This is a genomic window from Pseudomonas jinjuensis (assembly GCF_900103845.1).
Taxonomy (GTDB): Bacteria; Pseudomonadota; Gammaproteobacteria; order Pseudomonadales; family Pseudomonadaceae; genus Pseudomonas; species Pseudomonas jinjuensis.
In genome coordinates, this window is sequence record NZ_FNIJ01000009.1 from 131322 (window position 1) to 152452 (window position 21131).

The 21131-nt window shown below is 65.6% G+C and carries 24 protein-coding genes; 2 read left to right on the plus strand and 22 right to left on the minus strand.

The features are described 5' to 3' along the window. Position 1 precedes the first annotated feature (1 nt). From BLR75_RS14490 to flhA, 6 genes are all read right to left on the minus strand, one after another. Positions 2 to 787 (minus strand): protein phosphatase CheZ, encoded by a 786-nt coding sequence (locus BLR75_RS14490; RefSeq protein WP_084311322.1) that lies wholly within the window; start codon positions 785 to 787, stop codon positions 2 to 4. 20 nt (positions 788 to 807) lie between these two features. Continuing rightward, positions 808 to 1182 (minus strand): chemotaxis response regulator CheY, encoded by a 375-nt coding sequence (gene cheY, locus BLR75_RS14495; RefSeq protein WP_090416087.1) that lies wholly within the window; start codon positions 1180 to 1182, stop codon positions 808 to 810. Between the two features lie 182 nt (positions 1183 to 1364). Next, entirely contained in the window at positions 1365 to 2111 is a 747-nt protein-coding gene (gene fliA / locus BLR75_RS14500; protein WP_371858117.1) for an RNA polymerase sigma factor FliA, read from the minus strand. Then, a complete protein-coding gene (fleN, locus tag BLR75_RS14505) occupies positions 2108 to 2941 on the minus strand; it encodes a flagellar synthesis regulator FleN (protein ID WP_084311324.1) in 834 nt (277 codons plus the stop codon). Before fleN ends, fliA begins: the two co-directional genes overlap by 4 nt. Positions 2942 to 3047: 106 nt before the next feature. Next, positions 3048 to 4313: a flagellar biosynthesis GTPase FlhF gene (gene flhF, locus BLR75_RS14510; RefSeq protein WP_084311325.1), complete on the minus strand. Its 1266-nt coding sequence runs from the start codon at positions 4311 to 4313 to the stop codon at positions 3048 to 3050. A gap of 26 nt (positions 4314 to 4339) precedes the next feature. Then, positions 4340 to 6463, minus strand: coding sequence for a flagellar biosynthesis protein FlhA (flhA, locus tag BLR75_RS14515; RefSeq protein WP_084311326.1), 2124 nt, complete (start codon positions 6461 to 6463; stop codon positions 4340 to 4342). A gap of 284 nt (positions 6464 to 6747) precedes the next feature. Between flhA and BLR75_RS14520 the strand changes: the two genes are divergently transcribed. Then, positions 6748 to 7314 (plus strand): GIY-YIG nuclease family protein, encoded by a 567-nt coding sequence (locus tag BLR75_RS14520; protein WP_245726147.1) that lies wholly within the window; start codon positions 6748 to 6750, stop codon positions 7312 to 7314. A gap of 216 nt (positions 7315 to 7530) precedes the next feature. On the opposite strand, the gene BLR75_RS14525 is transcribed toward BLR75_RS14520, so the two are convergent. Further along, a complete protein-coding gene (locus BLR75_RS14525) occupies positions 7531 to 7908 on the minus strand; it encodes a hypothetical protein (protein WP_084311327.1) in 378 nt (125 codons plus the stop codon). Between the two features lie 329 nt (positions 7909 to 8237). Here BLR75_RS14525 and BLR75_RS14530 point away from each other — a divergent pair, with 329 nt between their 5' ends. Further along, positions 8238 to 8981, plus strand: a complete 744-nt coding sequence (locus BLR75_RS14530) for a class I SAM-dependent DNA methyltransferase (protein WP_084311328.1) — start codon at positions 8238 to 8240, stop codon at positions 8979 to 8981. A gap of 34 nt (positions 8982 to 9015) precedes the next feature. Here BLR75_RS14530 and BLR75_RS14535 read toward each other — a convergent pair whose 3' ends face one another. From BLR75_RS14535 to fliJ, 15 genes are all read right to left on the minus strand, one after another. Next, positions 9016 to 9909, minus strand: a complete 894-nt coding sequence (locus tag BLR75_RS14535) for a PA4780 family RIO1-like protein kinase (RefSeq protein ID WP_084311329.1) — start codon at positions 9907 to 9909, stop codon at positions 9016 to 9018. Between the two features lie 466 nt (positions 9910 to 10375). After that, positions 10376 to 11515, minus strand: a complete 1140-nt coding sequence (gene flhB / locus BLR75_RS14540) for a flagellar biosynthesis protein FlhB (protein ID WP_084311330.1) — start codon at positions 11513 to 11515, stop codon at positions 10376 to 10378. Positions 11516 to 11519: 4 nt separating this feature from the next. Beyond that, positions 11520 to 12296, minus strand: coding sequence for a flagellar biosynthetic protein FliR (gene fliR / locus BLR75_RS14545; protein WP_084311331.1), 777 nt, complete (start codon positions 12294 to 12296; stop codon positions 11520 to 11522). After that, complete coding sequence (fliQ, locus tag BLR75_RS14550) at positions 12296 to 12565, minus strand: flagellar biosynthesis protein FliQ (RefSeq protein ID WP_084311332.1); 270 nt, start codon at positions 12563 to 12565, stop codon at positions 12296 to 12298. Before fliQ ends, fliR begins: the two co-directional genes overlap by 1 nt. 100 nt (positions 12566 to 12665) lie before the next feature. Beyond that, positions 12666 to 13445, minus strand: coding sequence for a flagellar type III secretion system pore protein FliP (fliP, locus tag BLR75_RS14555; protein ID WP_084311333.1), 780 nt, complete (start codon positions 13443 to 13445; stop codon positions 12666 to 12668). After that, entirely contained in the window at positions 13442 to 13891 is a 450-nt protein-coding gene (gene fliO, locus BLR75_RS14560) for a flagellar biosynthetic protein FliO (protein ID WP_084311334.1), read from the minus strand. Before fliO ends, fliP begins: the two co-directional genes overlap by 4 nt. Position 13892: 1 nt before the next feature. Then, positions 13893 to 14354 (minus strand): flagellar motor switch protein FliN, encoded by a 462-nt coding sequence (gene fliN / locus BLR75_RS14565; RefSeq protein ID WP_084311335.1) that lies wholly within the window; start codon positions 14352 to 14354, stop codon positions 13893 to 13895. A gap of 24 nt (positions 14355 to 14378) precedes the next feature. Further along, positions 14379 to 15350, minus strand: a complete 972-nt coding sequence (gene fliM, locus BLR75_RS14570; RefSeq protein WP_084311336.1) for a flagellar motor switch protein FliM — start codon at positions 15348 to 15350, stop codon at positions 14379 to 14381. Positions 15351 to 15357: 7 nt separating this feature from the next. Next, a complete protein-coding gene (gene fliL / locus BLR75_RS14575; RefSeq protein WP_084311337.1) occupies positions 15358 to 15873 on the minus strand; it encodes a flagellar basal body-associated protein FliL in 516 nt (171 codons plus the stop codon). A gap of 183 nt (positions 15874 to 16056) precedes the next feature. Continuing rightward, positions 16057 to 16596, minus strand: a complete 540-nt coding sequence (locus BLR75_RS14580) for an REP-associated tyrosine transposase (protein ID WP_084311338.1) — start codon at positions 16594 to 16596, stop codon at positions 16057 to 16059. Between the two features lie 153 nt (positions 16597 to 16749). Continuing rightward, positions 16750 to 17925, minus strand: coding sequence for a flagellar hook-length control protein FliK (locus BLR75_RS14585; RefSeq protein WP_084311339.1), 1176 nt, complete (start codon positions 17923 to 17925; stop codon positions 16750 to 16752). Between the two features lie 59 nt (positions 17926 to 17984). Then, on the minus strand, positions 17985 to 18323 hold the full coding sequence (locus tag BLR75_RS14590; protein WP_084311340.1) for an Hpt domain-containing protein: 339 nt from the start codon (positions 18321 to 18323) through the stop codon (positions 17985 to 17987). 34 nt (positions 18324 to 18357) lie between these two features. Then, a complete protein-coding gene (locus tag BLR75_RS14595; RefSeq protein WP_084311341.1) occupies positions 18358 to 20061 on the minus strand; it encodes a fused response regulator/phosphatase in 1704 nt (567 codons plus the stop codon). 13 nt (positions 20062 to 20074) lie between these two features. After that, the gene (locus BLR75_RS14600) at positions 20075 to 20380 is read right to left on the minus strand and encodes an STAS domain-containing protein (protein ID WP_084311342.1); all 306 of its coding nucleotides are present in this window, start codon (positions 20378 to 20380) and stop codon (positions 20075 to 20077) included. A 297-nt stretch (positions 20381 to 20677) separates the two neighbouring features. Next, positions 20678 to 21118: a flagellar export protein FliJ gene (gene fliJ / locus BLR75_RS14605; protein WP_084311343.1), complete on the minus strand. Its 441-nt coding sequence runs from the start codon at positions 21116 to 21118 to the stop codon at positions 20678 to 20680. Between the last annotated feature and the right edge of the window lie 13 nt (positions 21119 to 21131).

A 21131-nucleotide genomic window follows, 5' to 3' on the forward strand; every position in this document is an offset into this window, starting at 1 on the left:
CTCAGAAACCAAGGCTGGACAGCAGGTCGTCGACGTCGTCCTGGCCGGACACCACGTCTTCTCTCTTATCGGCAGCGACCTGCGGACCTTCACCCTGGGATGCTCGTTGTTTGGCGACTTCTTCGCGCATCTGCGCGTGGTCGTGTTCGATGCCCACGAAGCGGTCGACCTGGCCGGCCATGCAGACCAGCTTCACCAGGTCGCTCTCGACGTTGGTGACCAGCCGCGTGACGCGCTTGATCACCTGGCCGGTGAGGTCCTGGAAGTCCTGGGCGAGAAGGATGTCGTTGAGGTTGGCCGACAGCGCGCGGTTGTCCTCGACGCTGCGCTGGAGGAAGCGCTCCATGCGCGCGGCCAGCTGGCGGAAGTCTTCCGCGCCCAGCTCGCGGCGGCGCAGGCGCTGCCATTCCTCGTACAGCGCGCCGGCCTCGTTGCCCAGGTCGGCGAGCAGCGGGGTGCTCTGCTCCACCAGGTCCATGGTGCGGTTGGCCGCGTTCTCGGTCATCTGCACCACGTAGGACAGGCGGTCGGTGGCGTCGGCGATCTCCGAGACTTCCTGCGCGTACGGCGAGCGCGGGTCGACCTGGAAGTTGACGATGGCGTTGTGCAGTTCGCGGGTGAGCTTGCCGACTTCCCGGTACAGGCCGCTGTCGCGGACCCGGTTGAGTTCGGTGATGAGCTGGGCCGCATCCTTGAGTTCGCCGCGTTCCAGGCTGGCGAGCAGTTCCTGCGCGTGTTGTTTGAGGGTCGATTCGTAATCGCCCACGGCTTCGTTGACCAGTTCCATTGACGCCCCCAAGGCCCGTATCAGGCGCCGACCCGTTCGAAGATTTTCTCGATCTTTTCCTTCAGGACCTGCGCGGTGAAGGGCTTGACCACATAGCCGTTCACCCCGGCCTGGGCCGCCTCGATGATCTGCTCGCGCTTGGCCTCGGCGGTCACCATCAGCACCGGCAGGTGCTGCAGGCGGGCGTCGGCGCGCACCGTGCGGAGCAGGTCGATGCCGGTCATGCCGGGCATGTTCCAGTCGGTGATGAGGAAATCGAAGTTGCCGCTCTGCAGCATCGGCAGCGCGCTGGTGCCGTCGTCGGCCTCGGCGGTGTTGGTGAACCCGAGGTCGCGCAGGAGGTTCTTGATGATGCGCCTCATCGTGGAAAAGTCGTCCACGATGAGAATTTTCATGTTCTTGTCCAAACCCGCCTCCATCCATTTCCGGACACGCCCCCGGACGTGTCCCTCGATCTTCGTCGCCCGGCGCGTGCCGGGCCTGTTCGTTCGTTCCGTCGGCGGATTCGCCGGACCGACGGAACAGCGGGAGGACAAATCCTCCCGCCGCTATTCGCTGGCCACGCCCCGCCCGTTCGTCAGGGCGCGCGCCATTCCGCCAGGCGCGCGCGCAAGCGGGCGGCGCACTGGCTGTGCAGCTGGCAGACCCGCGATTCGCTGACTCCCAGCACCTCGCCGATCTCCTTGAGGTTGAGTTCCTCGTCGTAGTACAGCGCCAGCACCAGCCGCTCGCGCTCCGGCAGCTTGCTGATGGCATCCGCCAGCGCCGCCTGGAAGCGCTCGTCCTCCAGTCCGTGGGACGGCTCGTTGTCCAGTTGCGAGCTGTCCTCGCGCATTCCGCCGCCCTGCTCGCCGTCCTGCAGCAGGTCGTCGAAGCTGTACAGCCGGCTGCCCTGGGTGTCGCTGAGGATCGCGTAGTAATCGTCGAGACTCATATTGAGTTCGGCAGCGACCTCCTGATCTTTAGCGTCACGTCCGGTTCGCGCTTCCACCGTGCGGATCGCATCGCTCACCAGGCGCGTGTTGCGGTGCACCGAACGCGGCGCCCAGTCGCCCTTGCGCACCTCGTCGAGCATCGCGCCGCGGATGCGGATGCCGGCGTAGGTCTCGAAGCTGGCGCCCTTGCCGGCGTCGTACTTCTTCGCCGCTTCCAGCAGGCCGATCATCCCGGCCTGCATCAGGTCCTCGACCTGCACGCTGGCCGGCAGGCGGCCGAGCAGGTGGTAGGCGATACGCTTGACCAGCGGCGCGTGGCGCTGGATCAGCTGCTCCTGGGCGCTCTGCGCCTGGGCCTTGCCGTACATGCGGGCTCCGGCTGTCATCATGCGCTGGGTCCTGAACCGGGGCTCTGCACGAGCCGTTCGACGAAGAATTCCAGGTGGCCGCGCGGGTTCGCCGGCAGCGGCCAGCTGTCGACCTTCTGCGCGATGGCGCGGAACGCCAGCGACGCCTTGCTGCGCGGGAACGCCTCGTACACCGCGCGCTGCTTCTGCACCGCCTTGCGCACCATCTCGTCGTAGGGAATGGCGCCGACGTACTGCAGCGCCACGTCGAGGAAGCGGTCGGTGACCTTGGTCAGCTTGGCGAACAGGTTGCGGCCCTCCTGCGGGCTGTGGGCCATGTTCGCCAGCACGCGGAAGCGGGTCATGCCGTAGTCGCGGTTGAGCAGCTTGATCAGCGCGTAGGCGTCGGTGATCGAGGTCGGCTCGTCGCACACCACCAGCAGCACCTCCTGCGCGGCGCGGACGAAGCTGATCACCGAGTCGCCGATGCCGGCGGCGGTGTCCACCACCAGCACGTCGACGTTCTCGCTGATGTCGCTGAAGGCCTGGATCAGGCCGGCGTGCTGCATGGGCGTCAGGTGCACCATGCTCTGCGTGCCGGACGCCGCCGGCACGATGCGGATGCCGCCCGGCCCCTGCAGCAGCACGTCGCGCAGCTCGCACTCGCCTTCGATGACGTCGGCCAGCGTGTGCTGCGGCGTCAGGCCGAGCAGGACGTCGACGTTGGCCAGGCCGAGGTCGGCGTCCAGCAGCAGGACGCGCCGGCCCAGTTCGGCCAGCGCCAGGGACAGGTTCACCGACACGTTGGTCTTGCCGACGCCACCCTTGCCACCGGTGACTGCGATTACCTGAACGGGATGCATGCTACCCATATGTCTTACCTTGTCTGGTCATTCGCGGATCTGTCTTCCAGGCATCCGCATCGTCCGGCCAACCCTGGCCACCCGGCCCGCACCTGGCGGGCCCTCTTCGAAATCTTCAGCCGGCGCGCCGCACCAGCCCGGAGAACACCCCGGCCATGGTGTCCTCGCAGGGCTCCTCGGCCGTCTGCAGGCTCACCGCGCGGCTGACCAGCTGGTGGCTGCGCGCCACCTGCAGGTCGTCCGGAATCCTCGGCCCGTCGGCCAGGTAGGCCACCGGCAGGCGCTGGCTGATCGCCAGGGCCAGCGAGTCGCCGAGATTACCCGCTTCGTCCAGCTTGGTCAGGATGCAACCGGCCAGCCCGCATTCGCGGTAGGCATGCCAGGCGGACTTCAGCACCTGGCTCTGGCTGGTCGTCGCCAGCACCAGGTAGTTGCGCACCCTGAGGCTCTGCGCGGCCAGCGCACCGAGCTGCATGCGCAGCGCCGGATCGCTGGCGGTCAGGCCGGCGGTGTCGATCAGCACCAGGCGCTTGCGCGCCAGCGGGGCCAGGGCCTGGACCAGCGACTGGCCGGGATCGACCAGTGTCACCGAGACGTCGAGGATGCGCCCGAGGGTCTTGATCTGCTCCTGCGCGCCGAGACGGTAGCTGTCCATGCTCACCAGCGCCAGGCTCTGCGCGCCGTACTTCAGCACGTAGCTGGCGGCCAGCTTGGCCAGGGTGGTGGTCTTGCCCATGCCGGCCGGACCGACCAGCGCGACCACCCCGCCCTGCTCCAGCAGGTCGTCTTCCGGGGTTTCCACCGCGCGCGCCAGGTGCGCCAGCAGCATGCGCCAGGCCTGCTTCGGGTCGGCGATGCCGGCCACCTGTTCCAGCAGCTGGCGGCTCAGGTCCGCCGGCAGGCCCATGCGCTGCAGGCGGCGCCAGAGGTTGGCCTGCCTCGGCCGCTGCTGCTGCATCTGGCCCCAGGCGATGGAGCCGAGCTGCACTTCGATCAGTTCGCGCAGGCCGTTGAGTTCGTTGCGCATGGCTTCCAGCGTCTGCTCGCCACCGGCTGCCGGTGCGGCGAGCGGAGCCGGCATCGCCTCGGGCTGCGCGCCGTACAATTGACGGTCCTTCGCCGGGGCCTCGACCTTGCGGGTCGGTGCCTCCAGCTCGGCCCGAGCCTCGGCTATGCGCGCCTGGGTCTTGCGCAGCTCGCTTTCCAGCGCGGGATTCGGCCGGCTCGGCGCCGCCGGCGGCTGGTAGTCCAGCGCCGCGGTCAGCTCGACGCCGCCGGCAACCCGGCGGTTGCCGATGATCGCGGCATCCGCGCCCAGCTCGTCACGAACCAGTTTCATGGCCTGACGCATATCGGCGGCGAAGAAGCGTTTTACCTGCATGACCCGTCCCTTTAATTCTGTGCCGCTTAGTTCTGGCCAACGGTGGCGACGATGGTGACCTGCTTGTTGTCCGGTATTTCCTGGTAGGCCAGCACGTGCATGCCCGGCACCGCCATCCGCCCGAAGCGCGACATCATCGCGCGGATGGGGCCTGCCACCAGGAGGATCGCCGGCTTGCCGAGCATTTCCTGGCGCTGCGCCGACTCGACCAGCGAGCGTTGCAGCTTCTCGGCCATGCCCGGCTCCAGCAACATGCCGTCTTCCGAACCCTGTCCGGCCTTCTGCAGGCTATTCAGCAAGATCTGTTCCAACCTCGGTTCGAGGGTGATCACAGGCAGCTCCGGCTCAAGCCCCACAACGCTTTGCACGATTGCGCGGGCCAGCGAGACCCGCACCGCCGCGACCATGGCGGCGGGATCTTGACTCCTGGCGGCGGTGTTGGCGATGGCCTCGGCGATGGTGCGGATGTCGCGCACCGGCACCTGCTCCTGCAGCAGCGCCTGCAGCACCTTGAGCAGGGTCGACAGGGAAACCAGCCCGGGCACCAGCTCCTCGGCCAGCTTCGGCGAACTCTTCGCCAGCAGTTGCAGCAGTTGCTGGACTTCCTCGTGGCCGAGCAGCTCGTGGGCGTGCTTGCTCAGCACCTGGCTGAGGTGGGTGGCGACCACGGTGCTGGCGTCGACCACGGTGTAGCCCAGCGATTGCGCCTGGTCGCGCTGGCCGGCGTCGATCCACACCGCCTCCAGGCCGAACGCCGGGTCCTTGCCGGCGATGCCGTTGAGCGTGCCGAACACCTGGCCGGGGTTGATCGCCAGTTCGCGGTCCGGATAGATCTCCGCCTCGGCCACGCTGACGCCCATCAGCGTCAGGCGGTAGGAGTTGGGCAGCAGGTCGAGGTTGTCGCGGATGTGCACCGACGGCATGAGGAAACCGAGGTCCTGGGACAGCTTCTTGCGCACGCCCTTGATCCGCGCCAGCAGCTGCCCGCCCTGGTTGCGGTCCACCAGCGGGATCAGCCGGTAGCCGACTTCCAGGCCGACCATGTCCACCGGGGTGACGTCGTCCCAGCCCAGCTCCTTCACTTCCTGGGCGCGCTGCGCCGGCAACTGGTCCTGCTGCTGGCGGGTTTCCTGCTCCACCTGCACGGCAGCCTGCTGCTGGCGCTTCCAGATCAGCCAGGCGCCGCCGGCGGCCAGCGCGCCGAGGCCGACGAAGGACACGTGCGGCATGCCCGGCACCAGGCCCATGGCGATGAGGATCGCGGCGGAAATCGCCAGCGCCTTGGGCGAGGCGAACATCTGCCGGTTGACCTGCTGGCCCATGTCCTCGGAACTGGACACGCGGGTCACCATGATCGCCGCGGCAGTGGACAGCAGCAGCGACGGCAGCTGCGCCACCAGGCCGTCGCCGATGGTCAGCAGCGCGTAGACCTTGCCCGCCTCGGCGAACGGCATGCCGTGCTGGGCCATGCCGATGGCGACACCGCCGAGCAGGTTGATGAAGAGGATCAGCAGGCCGGCCACGGCGTCGCCGCGGACGAACTTGCTGGCACCGTCCATGGAGCCGTAGAAGTCGGCCTCCTGGGCCACCTCGCTGCGGCGCTTCTTGGCTTCCGCCTGCTCGATCAGGCCGGCGTTGAGGTCGGCATCGATGGCCATCTGCTTGCCGGGCATGGCGTCGAGGGTGAAGCGCGCGCTGACTTCCGAGATCCGCCCGGCACCCTTGGTGACCACCACGAAGTTGATGATCATGAGGATCGCGAACACCACCACGCCGACCACGTAGTTGCCGCCGATCACCACCTCGCCGAACGCCTGGATCACCTTGCCCGCCGCGGCGTGGCCGTCGTGGCCGTGGAGCAGCACCACGCGCGTCGAGGCGACGTTCAGCGCCAGGCGCAGCAGCGTGGCGACCAGCAGGATGGTCGGGAACACGGCGAAATCCAGCGGCCGCAGCGCGTACACGCAGACCAGCAGGACGACGATGGACAGGGCGATGTTGAAGGTGAACAGCACGTCCAGCAGGAACGGCGGGATCGGCAGGGTCATCATGGCGAGCATCGCCAGCAGCAGCAGCGGCACCCCGAGACTGCCCCGGCCCAGCCCTGCCAGATTGCTGCGCATCTGCCCGATCAGTTGCGTGCGGTCCACCTTGACTCCCTGCTACCCAGGCGGACGAAAAAGCCCGCGAGATCAAAATCTTGACGCCGAATTGGCGCTGGGAGGGGGAAGTGCAGGAAGTGGGCCAACTTGGATAGGCGCGAACGCGATGGGCGGCTCAACAGCAGATGGTCGGCAGGCAGAGCGTTGCCCCCTAGCGCCGTTCGAAGATGTCTACGAAATCAGGGTCGATTCACTTCGCGAGTGGTGCTTCGGCACCTACTTCATGGGATACGATGATTTGCAACTGGACGATCCTCACCGGAGTAATGACCATGTCCCATGGGTATCTTTACTTGCTGGTCCACAGTGACGGCGATGTGTTCAAGGTTGGTATCAGCACGGAGCCTACCAGCCGTCTCTACAAACACACCCGCCAAGACTTTGTTGTCGCTGAGGGGACGCTCTACAAGCTGCCGAATATCGACGCCGCCCGTCACATCGAGTTGCTAATTCTGCGCTCGCTACCAAGCGCACGCGGCAAGGGTGCGAGTCGTATCACTGATGGCCATACGGAATGTTTTCGTATTGGCTACCTACGCTTAGTGAGAAACCTCCTTTACGCTGCGCTGGAGTCACCGTTGGGTGAGGGCTATCAGGTGTGCGATATCGAAGGCCACAGCAAAGTCCCGTCCAGAATGAATGGTTGGGACATTCCGGAGGTGCGAGCAGCACGCTTGGATAGTCCCCAATGCAGGGTCAATGGCGTGACATACAAGAGCTTCCGAAATGCGTGGATTGAACTATTCGGCGAAGCAACCCCAGGTCGCAAAACTGCGCGGATTAAGTGGAAGGAGGCTGGTCAGTTGGAGATTCGTGGTCTGTTGTTCGAAAGGGTCTAAAGAAGCCCTGCAAGCGAAAAGGAGCAAAAGGGGCAGATTTATTTTCCTACTCTAGTAGTAGAAAGATAAATTTGTCCCTTTTTCGTGTCCTTGGAGGGGAAGGCATGGGCCAACTTGGATCGGCGCGAAAGTGATGGGCGGCTCAACAGCAGGCAGGCATGAGGGTGGGCAGACAGAGCTAACGAAACTGAACAAATCCTTCCTCTTTTCTCACTTTCAACTCTCGATATAGCTGGCCAATCGTATTACATCGCTCACTTTTTCTAGCCTGACAGTGAACTCGCCAGCGTTGGTTTGCCTTGCGCTCGAAAGTTGACCCAGGATTTCATCCCTTGAGTACTTTGGGAGTCGCAGGCAAGGCTTCCTGAAGTAGAACAGCAGCCACTTCTGGTTAGGGATAAATGCAAAATCCCAATCATTACCGCGCAAGAATCGAAAATCCTTGATGTGCCCATGCGAGGCAGGGAAGAAGTCATAGCCTCTCAGAGTTGATGCCCATCCAACCATGAACAAGAACGCGCGCTTAGCTTCCGGGCTACGCACGATCTCGTAATACTCTTGGTAAAGCCCACTGTTCTCTGCTCCACGAATCATCTCGTCACCTCACGTTCCTGGAAAGCGACAAGTATGGTCTGCGAAAACGGGGGCATATTCAGTTTCTTGCTGGACTCCCCCAAACCTGGCTCTGGTCCTGGCTGGCTGCAAACTGCCGCGAACGGCTACAACTGGCCAGCCAGTACGGAGCGGCTGTTATCGTCCCCAGTAGGCAGTCCGTATTCCGCAAAATGGATCATGGTGGAAAACGCTTCGCGGTTTTCCACCCTACCCGGCTGCGCCCACCTGGCTATTCGTTTTCGCTGGGGACCGCTCGGGACTGAGGTACCATGCTGCGCCGAAACCTCCGTCGAATCCCTTGGCCGCTTATGTCCTCCAATGCGCTGTACACCGACCTGTCCACTTACTACGACCTGATGTGCGCCGACATCGACTACCGGGCGCAGAGCCACAGCGTGCGCCGGCTGCACCAGTTGTTCGGCAATCAGGGGCGCAGGCACCTGGATCTCGGCTGTGGCACCGGGCCGCACGTGCGCCATTTCCTCGACTTCGGCTACCGCAGTGCCGGCCTGGACATCAATCAGCCGATGCTGGATATCGCCCAGCTGCGCTGCCCCGAGGCGCAGTTCAGCCGGCAGGACATGGCGAGCTTCCGGGTGGACGAGCCAGTGGATCTGATCACCTGCTTCCTCTACTCGATCCACTACAACGCCGGGCTGGAGCAGTTGCGCGCGTGCCTGGCCAGCGTGCACGGGGCGCTCGAGGATAACGGTGTGTTCTGCTTCAACGCGGTGGACAAGCGGCAGATCGACAACCGCTCATTCGTGCGCCATAGCGTGGAGCACGAGGGCAGCCACTTCACCTTTGGTTCCGGCTGGTACTACAGCGGCGAGGGCGAGCGGCAGGCGCTGCGCCTCAGTATCGAGAAGACCACGGCGGGGGTGACCCAGGTCTGGGAGGACGAACATGCCATGGTCGCCCTGAGTTTCACCGAGCTGCAGCAGCTGTTGCAGCCGCACTTCGAGGTGCAGGTCTTCGAGCATGACTACGAACGCATCACTCCCTGGGGCGGAACGTCCGGGAATGCATTGTTTGTCTGCGTGAAGCGCTAGGAACCTGCCGAGCGCTTTTCCACCCTGCCCGGCCTCAGTGGAGCATCCACGGCGGCGTCGGCTCTTCCTTCTCGAGCGGAGCATCCTGCTCGGCCCGCGCTGCCTGGCGGCGGGTTTCGTCGGCCAGGGCGGCCTTGATTTCGCGCATCACGGCGTCGAGGTCGGCGGCGTCCTCGGGTTCGGCGAATTCGCCGGTGAGTTGCGTGGTGGGGGTCAGTTCGCCCGCCTCGTAGAGCGCCCACATTTCCTTGGCGTAGCGGGTGAACTGCAGCTCGGGGGCGAATTGGCCGAAGTAGGCGGCCATGTTGCCGACGTCGCGTTCGAGCATGCGCAGCGCATGGTTGTTGCCGGCGGCGTCCACGGCCTGCGGCAGGTCGATGATCACCGGACCATAGGGATCGAGCAGGACGTTGAATTCGGACAGGTCGCCGTGGATCAGGCCGGCGCAGAGCATCTTGACGATCTCGCCGATCATGAATGCATGGAATTCACGGGCATCCTCGGGCGTCAGGTCGACGTCGTTCAGGCGCGGTGCGGCGTCGCCCATACCGTCGCCGACCAGTTCCATCAGCAGCACGCCATCGAGGAAATCGTAGGGTTTCGGAACCCTCACGCCGGCATTCGCCAGGCGGAACAGCGCGGCGACTTCGGCGTTCTGCCAGTTGTCCTCGCGTTCGCGGCGGCCGTATTTCGAGCCCTTGGCCATGGCCCGGGCGTCCCGGCTGTTGCGCACCTTGCGGCCTTCCTGGTACTCGGCGGCCTGGCGGAAGCCACGCTTGTTGGCCTCTTTGTAGACCTTGGCGCAGCGCAGCTCGCTGCCGCAGCGCACCACATAGACGGAGGCTTCCTTGCCGCTCATCAGCGGGCGCAGGACTTCATCGATCAGGCCATCTTCCAGCAATGGCTCAAGGCGTTTCGGGGTTTTCATGCGGGTGTAGCGGCCGGCACCAGGAGAATGGAAACAAAGGGGGGACGTTATACGGCATGCCGCCGCATACGGCTATCCATGACGCGACGGGCTGCGTCGCAGTCCTGCGCAAATTTTCGCCAGCGAGCGGGCATCTACAGGTCCGGCAGAGGACTCAACCGTAGGGTGGAAATCGCGAAGCATTTCCACCAGGGTCCGGGGGCGGGATGGTGGACAAGCGGAGCGTTGCCCACCCTGCACACTGCTTTTCGCAGGAGCCAGCTTGCTGGCGATCCAATCTCGCCCACCACTGATCGCCAGCAAGCTGGCTCCTACAGGTCCGACAGAGGTCTCAACCGTAGGGTGGAGATCGCGAAGCATTTCCACCAGGGGCCGGGGGCGGGATGAGGCTTTTTTCATCCACCCCGTGCGGGCCGCATGCGCGGCCATGGTGGATCGATGGAGCTGATCCACCCTACGCCAGTTCCTACTGATCCCTGCGCAGATCTTCCGGAATCGTCGGCTCGCCCAGCGGGTCGGGGCGCTTGCCCTTCCCTGCCCTGAACTGCCTGAGCTGGTACACGTAGGCCAGCACCTGCGCCACGGCGAGGTACAGGCCGGCCGGAATCTCCTGGTCCAGCTCGGTGGAATAGAACACCGCCCGCGCCAGCGCCGGGGACTCCAGCACCGTCACCTTGTGCTCGTTGGCGATCTCGCGGATCTTCAGGGCGATCTGGTCGCCACCCTTGGCCAGCAGCCTGGGCGCGCCGGCGGCGTCGGGGTCGTACTTGAGGGCGACGGCGAAGTGGGTCGGGTTGGTGATCACCACGTCGGCGTTCGGCACCGCCTGCATCATCCGCCGCTGCGCCATCTCGCGCTGCATCTGGCGGACCTTGGCCTTCACCTCCGGCTTGCCTTCGCTGTCCTTGTATTCGTCGCGGACTTCCTGCTTGGTCATCATCAGCTTCTTGCGGTTGTCCCACAGCTGGTAGGGCACATCCACGGCGGCGATCAGCAGCAGGCTGACCGCCAGCCACAGCGCGCTCCAGCCCGCCACTTTCGCGCTATGGACGATGGCCTGTTCCAGAGGCTCGTGGGCCATGGACAGCAGGTCGTCCCTGTCCGACTGCAGCACCAGCAGCGCCACCAGCAGCACCACGACGAACTTCACCAGCGCCTTGAACAGCTCCAGCAGGGATTTCGCCGAGAACATCCGCTTCAGCCCGGCCAGCGGGTTCAGGCGCTCGAACTTCGGCGCCAGCGCCTCGCTGGAGAACAGCCAGCCGCCCAGCGCAATCGGGCCGACCAGCGCGGCCAGGAGCAGCAGCGCGAGGACCGGCCAGGCGCCGGAAGCCGCCAGTTTCCCGCCGGCGGCGAGCAGCTGGAGCATGCTGTCGGTGTTCATCACCGTCTCGCGGGACAGCTGGAAGCTGCCGCGCATCAGCCGCAGCAGGGCGTCGGCCAGCGCCGCGCCAAAGATCAGCAGGCCGCCGGCGCCGGCGACCAGCACCGCCAGGGTGTTGAGTTCGCGGGATCGCGGCAGCTGGCCCTTCTCTCGCGCCTCTCGCCGCCGCTTCTCCGTGGGTTCCTCTGTGCGGTCCTCGGCACTGTGGTCGTTCTCGGCCATCCGCCTACCTCGCCCGGGCCAGTTCGCGCAGCAGTTGCAGGGCCTCGCCGGCCAGTACCTGGTACTGCGCGAGGATGTCGGCGGTGCCGATCCAGAGGATCACCAGGCCCATAACCAGGGTCAGCGGGAAGCCGATGGAGAAGATGTTCAGCTGCGGCGCGGCGCGGGTCATGGCGCCGAACGCCAGGTTGACCACCAAGAGCGCGGTGATCGCCGGCAGCGCCAGCAGCAGGCCGGCGCCGATCGCCCAGCCGAGCTTGCCGGCCACTTCCCACAGGTGCGCGCCGGCCAGCCCCTCGCCCACCGGCAGGGTGACGAAGCTTTCGGCGATCACCTCGAACACCACCAAATGGCCGTTCATGGCGAGGAACAGCAGGGTCACCAGCATGGTGAAGAACTGCCCGAGCACCGGCACCGAGATGCCGTTGGCCGGGTCGACCATGGAGGCGAAGCCGAGGCCCATCTGCATGGAGATGATCTGCCCGGCGATGACGAAGGCGTGGAACATCAGCTGCAGGACGAAGCCGAGCATGGCGCCGACGAGGATTTCGCCGCCGATGATCAGCAGCGCGCGCAGGCTCAGCGGGTCCACCTGCGGCATCGGCGGCAGGCTGGGCACCAGCACCACGCAGATCGCCAGCGCCAGGTACAGGCGCACGCGCACCGGCACCAGCTGGGTGCCGATGATCGGCATGGTCATCAGCAGCGCGGCGATGCGGAACAGCGGCCAGAGGAAACTGCCGATCCAGCCGCCGATCTGCGCGTTGCTCAGTTCCAGCATCAGCCGATCAGCGTCGGGATATTGGCGATCAGCGTCTGGGTGTATTCCATCAGCTGGCGGATCAGCCACGGGCCCAGGACGATCAGGGTGAGCAGCACCACGATCAGGCGCGGCAGGAAGCTCAGGGTCTGTTCGTTGATCTGCGTGGCGGCCTGGAACATCGCCACCAGCAGGCCGACCAGCAGGCTCGGCACGATGAGGATGCCGACGATCATGGCGGTCAGCCAGAGCGCTTCGCGGAACAGGTCTACGGCGATTTCGGGGGTCATGTCTGGTCCTGCGCAATCAATGTAGGAGCGAGCTCGCTCGCGAACACAGGCAATGGAAAAGCTTCGCGAGCAAGCTCGCTCCTACGAAAAGCGAACATCGTCATACGGTTCCGAAACTGCCCGCCAGCGTCCCGATGATCAGCGCCCAGCCGTCCACCAGCACGAACAGCATGATCTTGAACGGCAGCGAGATGATCAGCGGCGACAGCATCATCATGCCCATCGCCATCAGCACGCTGGACACCACCAGGTCGATGATCAGGAACGGGATGAAGATCATGAAGCCGATCTGGAACGCGGTCTTCAGCTCGGAGGTGACGAAGGCCGGGACCAGGATGGTCAGCGGCGTGGCGTCCGCGCTGGCGATGTCGGTGCGCTTGGACAGGCGCACGAACAGGTCGAGGTCGGACTGCCGGGTCTGCGCCAGCATGAATTCCTTCAGCGGCACCTCGGCGCGGCTGAGCGCTTCCTGCGCCGGGATCTGCTCATTGAGATAGGGCTGCAGCGCCTGGCCGTTGATCCTGTCGAACACCGGCGCCATGACGAACAGGGTGAGGAACAGCGCCATGCCGACCAGCACCTGGTTCGACGGAGTGGTCTGCAGGCCCAGCGCCTGACGCAGGATGGAGAAGACGATGATGATCCGCGTGAAGCTGGTCATCAGCATGACGAACGCCGGGATGAAGCTCAGCGCGGTCATGATCAGCAGGATCTGCAGGCTGACCGAGTATTCCTGCTGGCCCTGCGGGTTGGTGGTCACGGTGATCGCCGAAATCTGCAGCGGGTCGGCGGCGAAGGCCTGGGGCAATCCGAGCAGAAACAGGCCGAGCGCCAGCGGCGCCCAGCGCAGCAGGGCGCACCGCGCGGAAGCTAAGGTCATTGCGGGCGGCCCTTGTCCTTGTTCAGCAGTTCCAGCAGGCCACGGGCGAAATCGGGGCTGGCGGGTTCGGAATCGGCCAGGTGCACCGGCTCCTGCATCACGTGCAGCGGCGTGATGCGGCCGGGGGTGAGGCCGAGGAGGATCTGCTCCTTGCCCACCTGCACCAGCACCAGGCGGTCGCGCGGACCGAGGGGCTGGGTGGAGAGCACGCGGATCACCTGGTTGCCGCGCGGGGTGACCTGCTGCACCCGGCGCAACAGCCAGGCGAGCAGGAAGATCAGCGCGACCACCAGCACCAGGCCGAACAGCAGCTGCATCAGCTGCGTGCCAGCGCTGCCGGTGATCATCCCCGGCGTGGTGGTGGCGTGGACGATGGCCGGCGCAGGGGTTTCCTCGGCGATGGCGAGCGCCGGCAGCAAGGCGAGGAAGGCGATCAGGCGGTTCATGTCAGCGCAGCTTCTTGATGCGTTCGCTGGGGCTGATCACGTCGGTGAGGCGGATGCCGAACTTCTCGTTCACCACCACCACCTCGCCGTGGGCGATCAGGGTGCCGTTGACCAGCACGTCGAGCGGCTCTCCGGCCAGGCGGTCGAGTTCGATCACCGAGCCCTGGTTGAGCTGCAGCAGGTTGCGGATGCTGATCTCGGAGCGGCCGACCTCCATGGAGATGGTCACCGGAATATCCAGGATCACGTCCAGGTTCGGCCCTTCCAGGCCGGCGATGGTCGGCGCCTTGGGCGCCATGCCGAACTCCTCCATCGGCGCACGGGGCGCGCGCGGCGGGCTCTTCGGCGGGGTCATCAGCGCGTCGATGCCGCTCTGGTCGATGTCGCCCGATTCGGAAAGCGCGGCGGCCCATTCGTCGGCCAGCGCCTGCTCCTCGGGGGTCACGTTGTTCTGGTCTGCCATGGGTTAGTCCTCTGGTTGATGCGCTCAACGCGGGCGTTCGAGCGGATCGATAATCTGCAGCGCCAGGTTGCCCTTGTGCGAACCCAGCTTGACCTTGAAGGAAGGCACGCCGTTGGCGCGCATGATCATGTGTTCCGGCAGCTCCACCGGGATCACGTCGCCCGGCTGCATGTGCAGGATGTCGCGCAGCTTGAGCTGCCGGCGCACCACGGTGGCGTCCAGCGGCACGCGCACGTCGAGGATGTCCTCGCGCAGGGCGTTGATCCAGCGCTCGTCCTGGTCGTCGACGTCGGACTTGAAGCCGGCGTCGAGCAGTTCGCGGACCGGCTCGATCATCGAGTACGGCAGGGTGATGTGCAGGTCGCCGCCGCCGCCGTCCAGCTCGATGTGGAAGGTCGAGACCACCACCACTTCGCTGGGGCTGACGATGTTCGCCATGGCCGGGTTGACCTCCGAGTTGACGTACTCGAAGGCGATCGGCATCACCGCGCTCCAGGCTTCGGCGAGGTCGACGAAGGCCTGCTCGACCACCATGCGCACCACGCGCAGCTCGGTGGGCGTGAATTCGCGGCCCTCGATCTTGGCGTGGCGGCCGTCGCCGCCGAAGAAGTTGTCGACCAGCTTGAACACCAGCTTGGCGTCGAGGATGAACAGCGCGGTGCCGCGCAGCGGCTTCATCTTCACCAGGTTGAGGCTGGTCGGCACGTACAGCGAGTGCACGTACTCGCCGAACTTCATCACCTGCACCCCGCCCACCGCCACGTCCGCCGAGCGGCGCAGCAGGTTGAACATGCTGATGCGGGTATAGCGGGCGAAGCGCTCGTTGATCATCTCCAGGGTCGGCATGCGACCGCGGACGATGCGGTCCTGGCTGGTCAGGTCGTAGGACTTGACCGTACCGGGCTCCAGTTCCTCTTCGGGCTCCACCAGGCCATCGTCGACGCCGTGCAGCAGCGCGTCGATTTCATCCTGGGAAAGCAGATCCTGCACGGCCATGCGGCACCTACTGCAATACGAAGTTGGTGAAAAATACCTGTTCCACGACCACCTTGCCGGTGGCCTTCTTCGCCACCTCCTGGACCTTGGCGGTGGCCATCTGACGGAGCATTTCCTTGCCCACCGGCGTGGTCAGCGAATCGAAATTCTGACCGGAAAACAGCATCACCAGTTGATTGCGGACCAGCGGCATCTGCTCGCGCAGCGCATCCAGCTGCGCCTGGTCGCGGCCCATCAGCGCCAGCGACACCTGCATGTAGCGCGGCCGCCCTCCCTGACTGAAATTGACCACGAAAGCCGGCGCCAGTTGCTCATAAAGCGCCGGTTTCCTGCCATTCCCGGCCTGCTCGGCGCTGCTCTCGGCGGCCGTTTCGTCCTTGTCCTGCTTGCTCAGGAAGAACCAGGTCCCACCCACCGACAGGCCGATAGCCAGCAGGAACGCCACGCCCAGCAGGAGCGGCAGCTTGATCTTGCTCAGCCGTCCGGCCATGGGGGAAGGAGTCTGCTGATCTTTTCTAGCCATGCCAAGAATCCGTCATTAATCCGGCGCGAAAGGGGTTATGGAGGGAGTGGAGCAAGGGGTGTGCCAGCTTGCGCGATGCGGTCGAACTCCCCGTAGGGTGAAAAACGCGAAGCGTTTTCCACCAATCAATCGCAAGGCTCAACCAGATGGCCGAAAACTCACCCTGCAAATGCGCCATGCATCTTATCGCCACTCGCCAAAATGCACTCCACCTTCTTCCTCACCATTGCCACCCCAATCCATCGGATAAATCCCGTCCCGGACAGCGCGGTGGAAACTGGAAAAGGGCCAGTCCCGCACGCACCGGACATATCCGTGCTTCACAGGATTGAAATGGATGTAGTCGAGATGCCGGCGGTAATCGTCCGCGTCCCGGATCAGGTGCTCCCAGTAACGCCGCTGCCAGATGCCACGCTCGCCGCGCGCGAAGTTGGTGGCGCTTCTTGCTTCGGTATTCGGCAGACGCCTGGAGAAAACGGACTTTATGATCTTCCAGCGAGTGGAGAAATTGCCGTCGCCTTCGGGCAGCGTCCACAGGCAATGCATGTGTTCGGGCAGGACCACCCAGGCGTCGATATGAAAGGGATAGTGAGCCTTTGCAAGTCGAACCGAATGGCGAAGCAGATCGATATGGCGGACAAGCAGATCGCTGGAACGGTCACCCAGGTTGACCGTGAAGAAATAGGTCGCTCCAGTGACACGGGCGCGCCGGTAGTTGGACATGGCTCCTCCTGAGCGTACGCGGCGGCATCCAGCCGTCGGTGGTGGACGAAAAAAGCCTCGTCCACCCTACAGGTCCCGAACCATGGCGTGAGAAATCACATGGCGTTTTTCGCGGCGCAGGGAGAAAAACGCGAAGCGTTTTCCACCAATGCCTCAAGCGAAATAATCCACCAACCCCCTTCCCATCCGCCCCGGCTGGCTCCTCACCTCCATCACCCCACCCCGCACCGGCTCTTCACCCTCCTCGACCACGCGCCCGGAACCACCACGCCCCTCGCCCTGCTGTCCCTGCCACCCGCGCGACAGCGACTGGTCGGAAACGTTGACGTCCAGGCTGGTCATCCCCTGCTGGCCGAACATGTCGCGCAGGCGGTGCAGCTGGCTTTCCACGGCGTCGCGGACGCCGGCGTTGGCGCTGGCGAAGGTGATCTGGGTCTGGTCGGGGCTCATGTGGATGCGGACTTCCAGGCGACCAAGGTCGGCGGGTTCCATCTGGATGTCGGCGGACTTCAGGTTCTGGCTGGACATCCACATCACCCGGTCGACCAGCGCCTCGCTCATGCCGCCGTGCTGCAGCGGCACGGGTTGGCCGGGCAGCAGCGGGTTCACCGGCCGCTGGCTCAGCGCCGAGGGGGAATTCAGTGCCTGGGTCAGGCTGTCGAGGCGGGCAGCGAAGGTTTCGCTGCGGCCTTCCAGCTTGGTATCGGCGGCCTTTTCCGGCAGGCGGAACAGGCTGGCGGCCAGTTGCAGCTCGCCCTCGCCGCCCTCGCCTTCGGCCACCTGCGGCTGCGCGGCATTCAGTTGCAGCGCGGAGAGGTCCAGCTTGCCGCGCGCGTTGCCGTCCTGCTGGAGCTGGAGGTTCTGCCCGCCCTCCAGATCGAGGGCATTGGCCTGGTTGAGGTTTTCCAGGTCGCTGTCGCCGTTCTGCGGGAACATGCCGAGGTTCGCCAGCACCTGCGATGCCTGCTCCGGCGCCACGGCCTGCGCGCCGGCCTGGTCCTGGGCGGTGCTGTCGGTGGTTTCCGCCTTGTCCTCGCTGGCGGCCGGCAAGTCCTTGCCGTCATCGGCAACCTTTGGCTGCTCAGAAGCGGCGGTGCGGTCGGCTGCGGCGGGTTCGGGCTGGGTGTCGCGCGGGCGTTCGCGAGCGGCGCGGGAGGCATGCGCGGGGCGCTCGGGGGCGGCCGGGCGGTTCTCCCTGGCATAGACGTCGGCGAAGCTGGAGCCCTTGTCCTGCGCGGCATGCGCCGTGTTGTGAGGCGGCCGGGACAGCGCCGCGGCGGGCTTGCCGGAAGGGGCCGTGGTCAAGAGCAGGTCCGGGGCGACAGCCATCGGGGTTCTCCGTTCGATAAGGTGATGTGAACGGAGATAGCAAGGCGCAGGCCAGGTTTTCAGGCCGCCCGGCCAAGCAGCCGCAGGACGGTGGCGAATTCCGCCTCGATCTCGGCGAACAGCTCCCCGGCGCGCGTCATGTCCCGCTGCACGGCGCTGGCTTCGAGTTGGCTGCACAGCTCGACCAGCCGCAGCGCACCCATGTTGCTGCAACTGCCACGGAAGCTGTGGGTTTCCTGGCGCAGCGCGACGATGTCGCCGCGCGCCACGGCCTGGCGGATGCTGCGCAGGCGCTCCCGCGAGTCGTCGGCGAAGGTGTCCAGCAGCAGCGGGTATTCGTCTTCCATGACCTCCTGGAGAGCGCTCTGTACCGCGTCATCGAGATGCACATCAGACATTCGCTGGTTCCCGGTGTGACTGCTCATTCCCTGATTATGCCGAAGCCTCCCAGAAGAACTCCACGGACACCGACTTGCCGTCCGCCGACCACTGGCAGCTATCCGCCAGTTGCCGCACCAGGGTCAGGCCGCGGCCGCAGAAGCGGTCGACCTGGCACTGGGCCTGCAGGGCGCCGTCGACGTCGAAGCCGCCGCCGCTGTCCTCCATGCGGATCAGCAGGCGGCCGCCGCCATCGGCATGGGGCGAAAGATCGAGATGGAAGCGCACGTAGCCGTCCTGCAGCTGTGCCAGGCGGGTGGCGCGCTGTTCGTAGTATCGGGCGAAGCCCTGGGCGTCGCGCTTGAGCGAGGAATCCAGGCCCATCACGCCGTGCTCCAGGGCGTTGGAGTAGAGCTCGGCGAGCACGCTGTAGAGGGCGCCGCCCCTGGGCCGCAGGGCCTGAACTTCCATCAGCAGCTGCAGCAGGAACGGCAGCGGGTTGAAGTGCTTGAGGGTCGGCGCGCGGAACTCGAAGCTCGCCGACCAGTCCAGCGGGTTGCTCAGGCCGCTGTCGGAGAACGCCAGCGGCGGGCGCTGCACGCTGGCCTGGGGTACCAGGGCGACTTCCAGCATGCTCAGGTCGTCCTGCGCCGCGCCGCCGCGGAAGCGCGACAGTGCCGCCTGGATGTCGTCGAACAGCCGCGATGCATCCTGCTGCCCCTCGAACACCGCGCGCAGGCGCCCCTCGCCGAACATCTCGCCGGCGGCATTGGCGGCCTCCAGCACGCCGTCGGAGAACAGGAAGACGCGGTCGCCCTCGCTCATCGAGTGCACTTCGTAGCGATCGTCGAAGGACGCCGCGTCGAGGATGCCCAGCGGCAGGTGACGCGATACCAGCGGCACCAGCTCGCCGCTGGCACGCCGATACAGGAAGCCATCCGGCAGCCCGCCGGTCCACACCTCCACCAGGCCGCGGTGGAAGCTCAGGTTGAGCATGCTCGCGCAGCAGAACACGCCCACCGGCAGGATGCGCTTCAGCTTGGCGTTCATCTCGCGGAGGATGTCCGGCATCGGGTAGCCCTTGGCCGTCATCCCGTAGAACACCTCGGCCAGCGGCATGGCGCCGATCGCCGCCGGCAGGCCGTGGCCGGTGAAGTCGCCGAGCAGCACGTGCATGCCGCCGGACGGCTTGAACGCCGCCAGCAGCAGGTCGCCGTTGAACACCGCGAAGGGCGATTGCAGGTAGCGGATGTTCGCCGCGTCGAGGCAGCCGGAGTGCGCCACCTTGTCGAACACCGCCTTGGCCACGCGCTGCTCGTTGAGCAGGTGCTCGTTGTGCCGGGCGATCAGGTCGCGCTGCTCCAGCACCTCGCGCTGCAGGTGATGCAGGCGCGCCATGGCGCGGATCTTGGCCTCGATCACCACGCGGTTGTAGGGCTTGATGAGGAAGTCGTCGCCGCCGGCCGCGAGCCCCTGCCCCAGCTCGCCGGTGGCGCTGAGCGAGGTGAGGAAGATGATCGGCACCAGCTCCTCGCCGGCCCGCGCACGAATCCGCCGCGCCGCCTCGAAGCCGTCCATCACCGGCATCATCACATTCATCAGCACCAGCTGCGGGCGCTCCTGGGAGAACTGGGCGAGCGCCTCCAGGCCGTTGGACGCGGTGACCACCCGGTGCCCCTGGCGGCTGACGATGGTGGACAGCAGCAGGCGATCCGCCGCGTTGTCTTCCGCGATCAGTACCGTCAGGTAATCGGCCATGGCTGCGCCCCGGCTAGCTGATGCTGAACAGCTGCTCGAAGTTGGAGATGGAGAGGATCTTGCGCACGTCCGGGTTGCAGTGGATCAGGCTGATCTGCGCCTGCTCGCCGCCGGCGTGGTCGCGCAGCAGCAGGAGCATGCCCAGCGCGGAACTGTCCAGGTAGGTGGCACCCTTGAGGTCCACCACGTAGCGCTTCGGCGTGATCTCGACGCGCTCGTAGGCGTCGCGGAATTCCTGGTGCGCGCCGAAATCGAAACGTCCCTCTATGACGATGCTCAGCTCCTGCCCGTCGCTGGAGGGAACGGAAGTGATGGCCATCGGACTTCTCCTCATGCTGGGGATGCGCCAGTGCGCCGATGAAGATGTAGCAGCTTGCCCGGGGAGGGGCAACCGGGGGCGGAGGAAAGGGCTGGCTCGCGCTGGGGGTGCGCGCGCCATGCGCGCGATTCGCGGGCATGGCCCGCTTGTACAGTTGGCATCGGCAATCGTTCCCAGGCTCCCGTGCGGGGCCATAGCCGTGCTCTTTTGTAGGAGCGAGCTTGCTCGCGAATGGCGGGGCCGAGGTTCGCGAGCAAGCTCGCTCCTACGGGACGGGGTTATGTCACTGCCGCTGCGTCACGGCGTATGCCGCACTCGCTGGGAGAGTTCGTCGAGCTGCTTCTGCTCACGCTTGTCTTCCGCCCTTCGCGCTTCCTCGCGGTAGCGTTCGACCAGTTTGCGCAGGCCTTCGACGCGGGCGTATTTCTCCTGCCAGGCGTTGCGCGCCTTGTCGACCACGCCGCGGTGCCAGTCGACGCTGCGGCCCTGCTGTTCGACGGCGCCTTCCAACTGGCCGAGGAAGCGCTGGTAGTCGATCAGCCATTGGCCACTGACGCCCTGGCGGCCGCGTTCGAGCCACTGCTGCTGGTAGTCGAGGCGGTAGCGTTCGAGGTCGGCGAGCTGGCGCTGCGCCTGCAGCAGTTGCGCCTGGACCTGGCCGAGCTGGCGTGCGGCCTCGCGTTCGGCCTTGACAGCCATGTCCACCACCGGAGCGAGGCGTTCGGCGCGGCGGGTCATCGATTACCCTGCA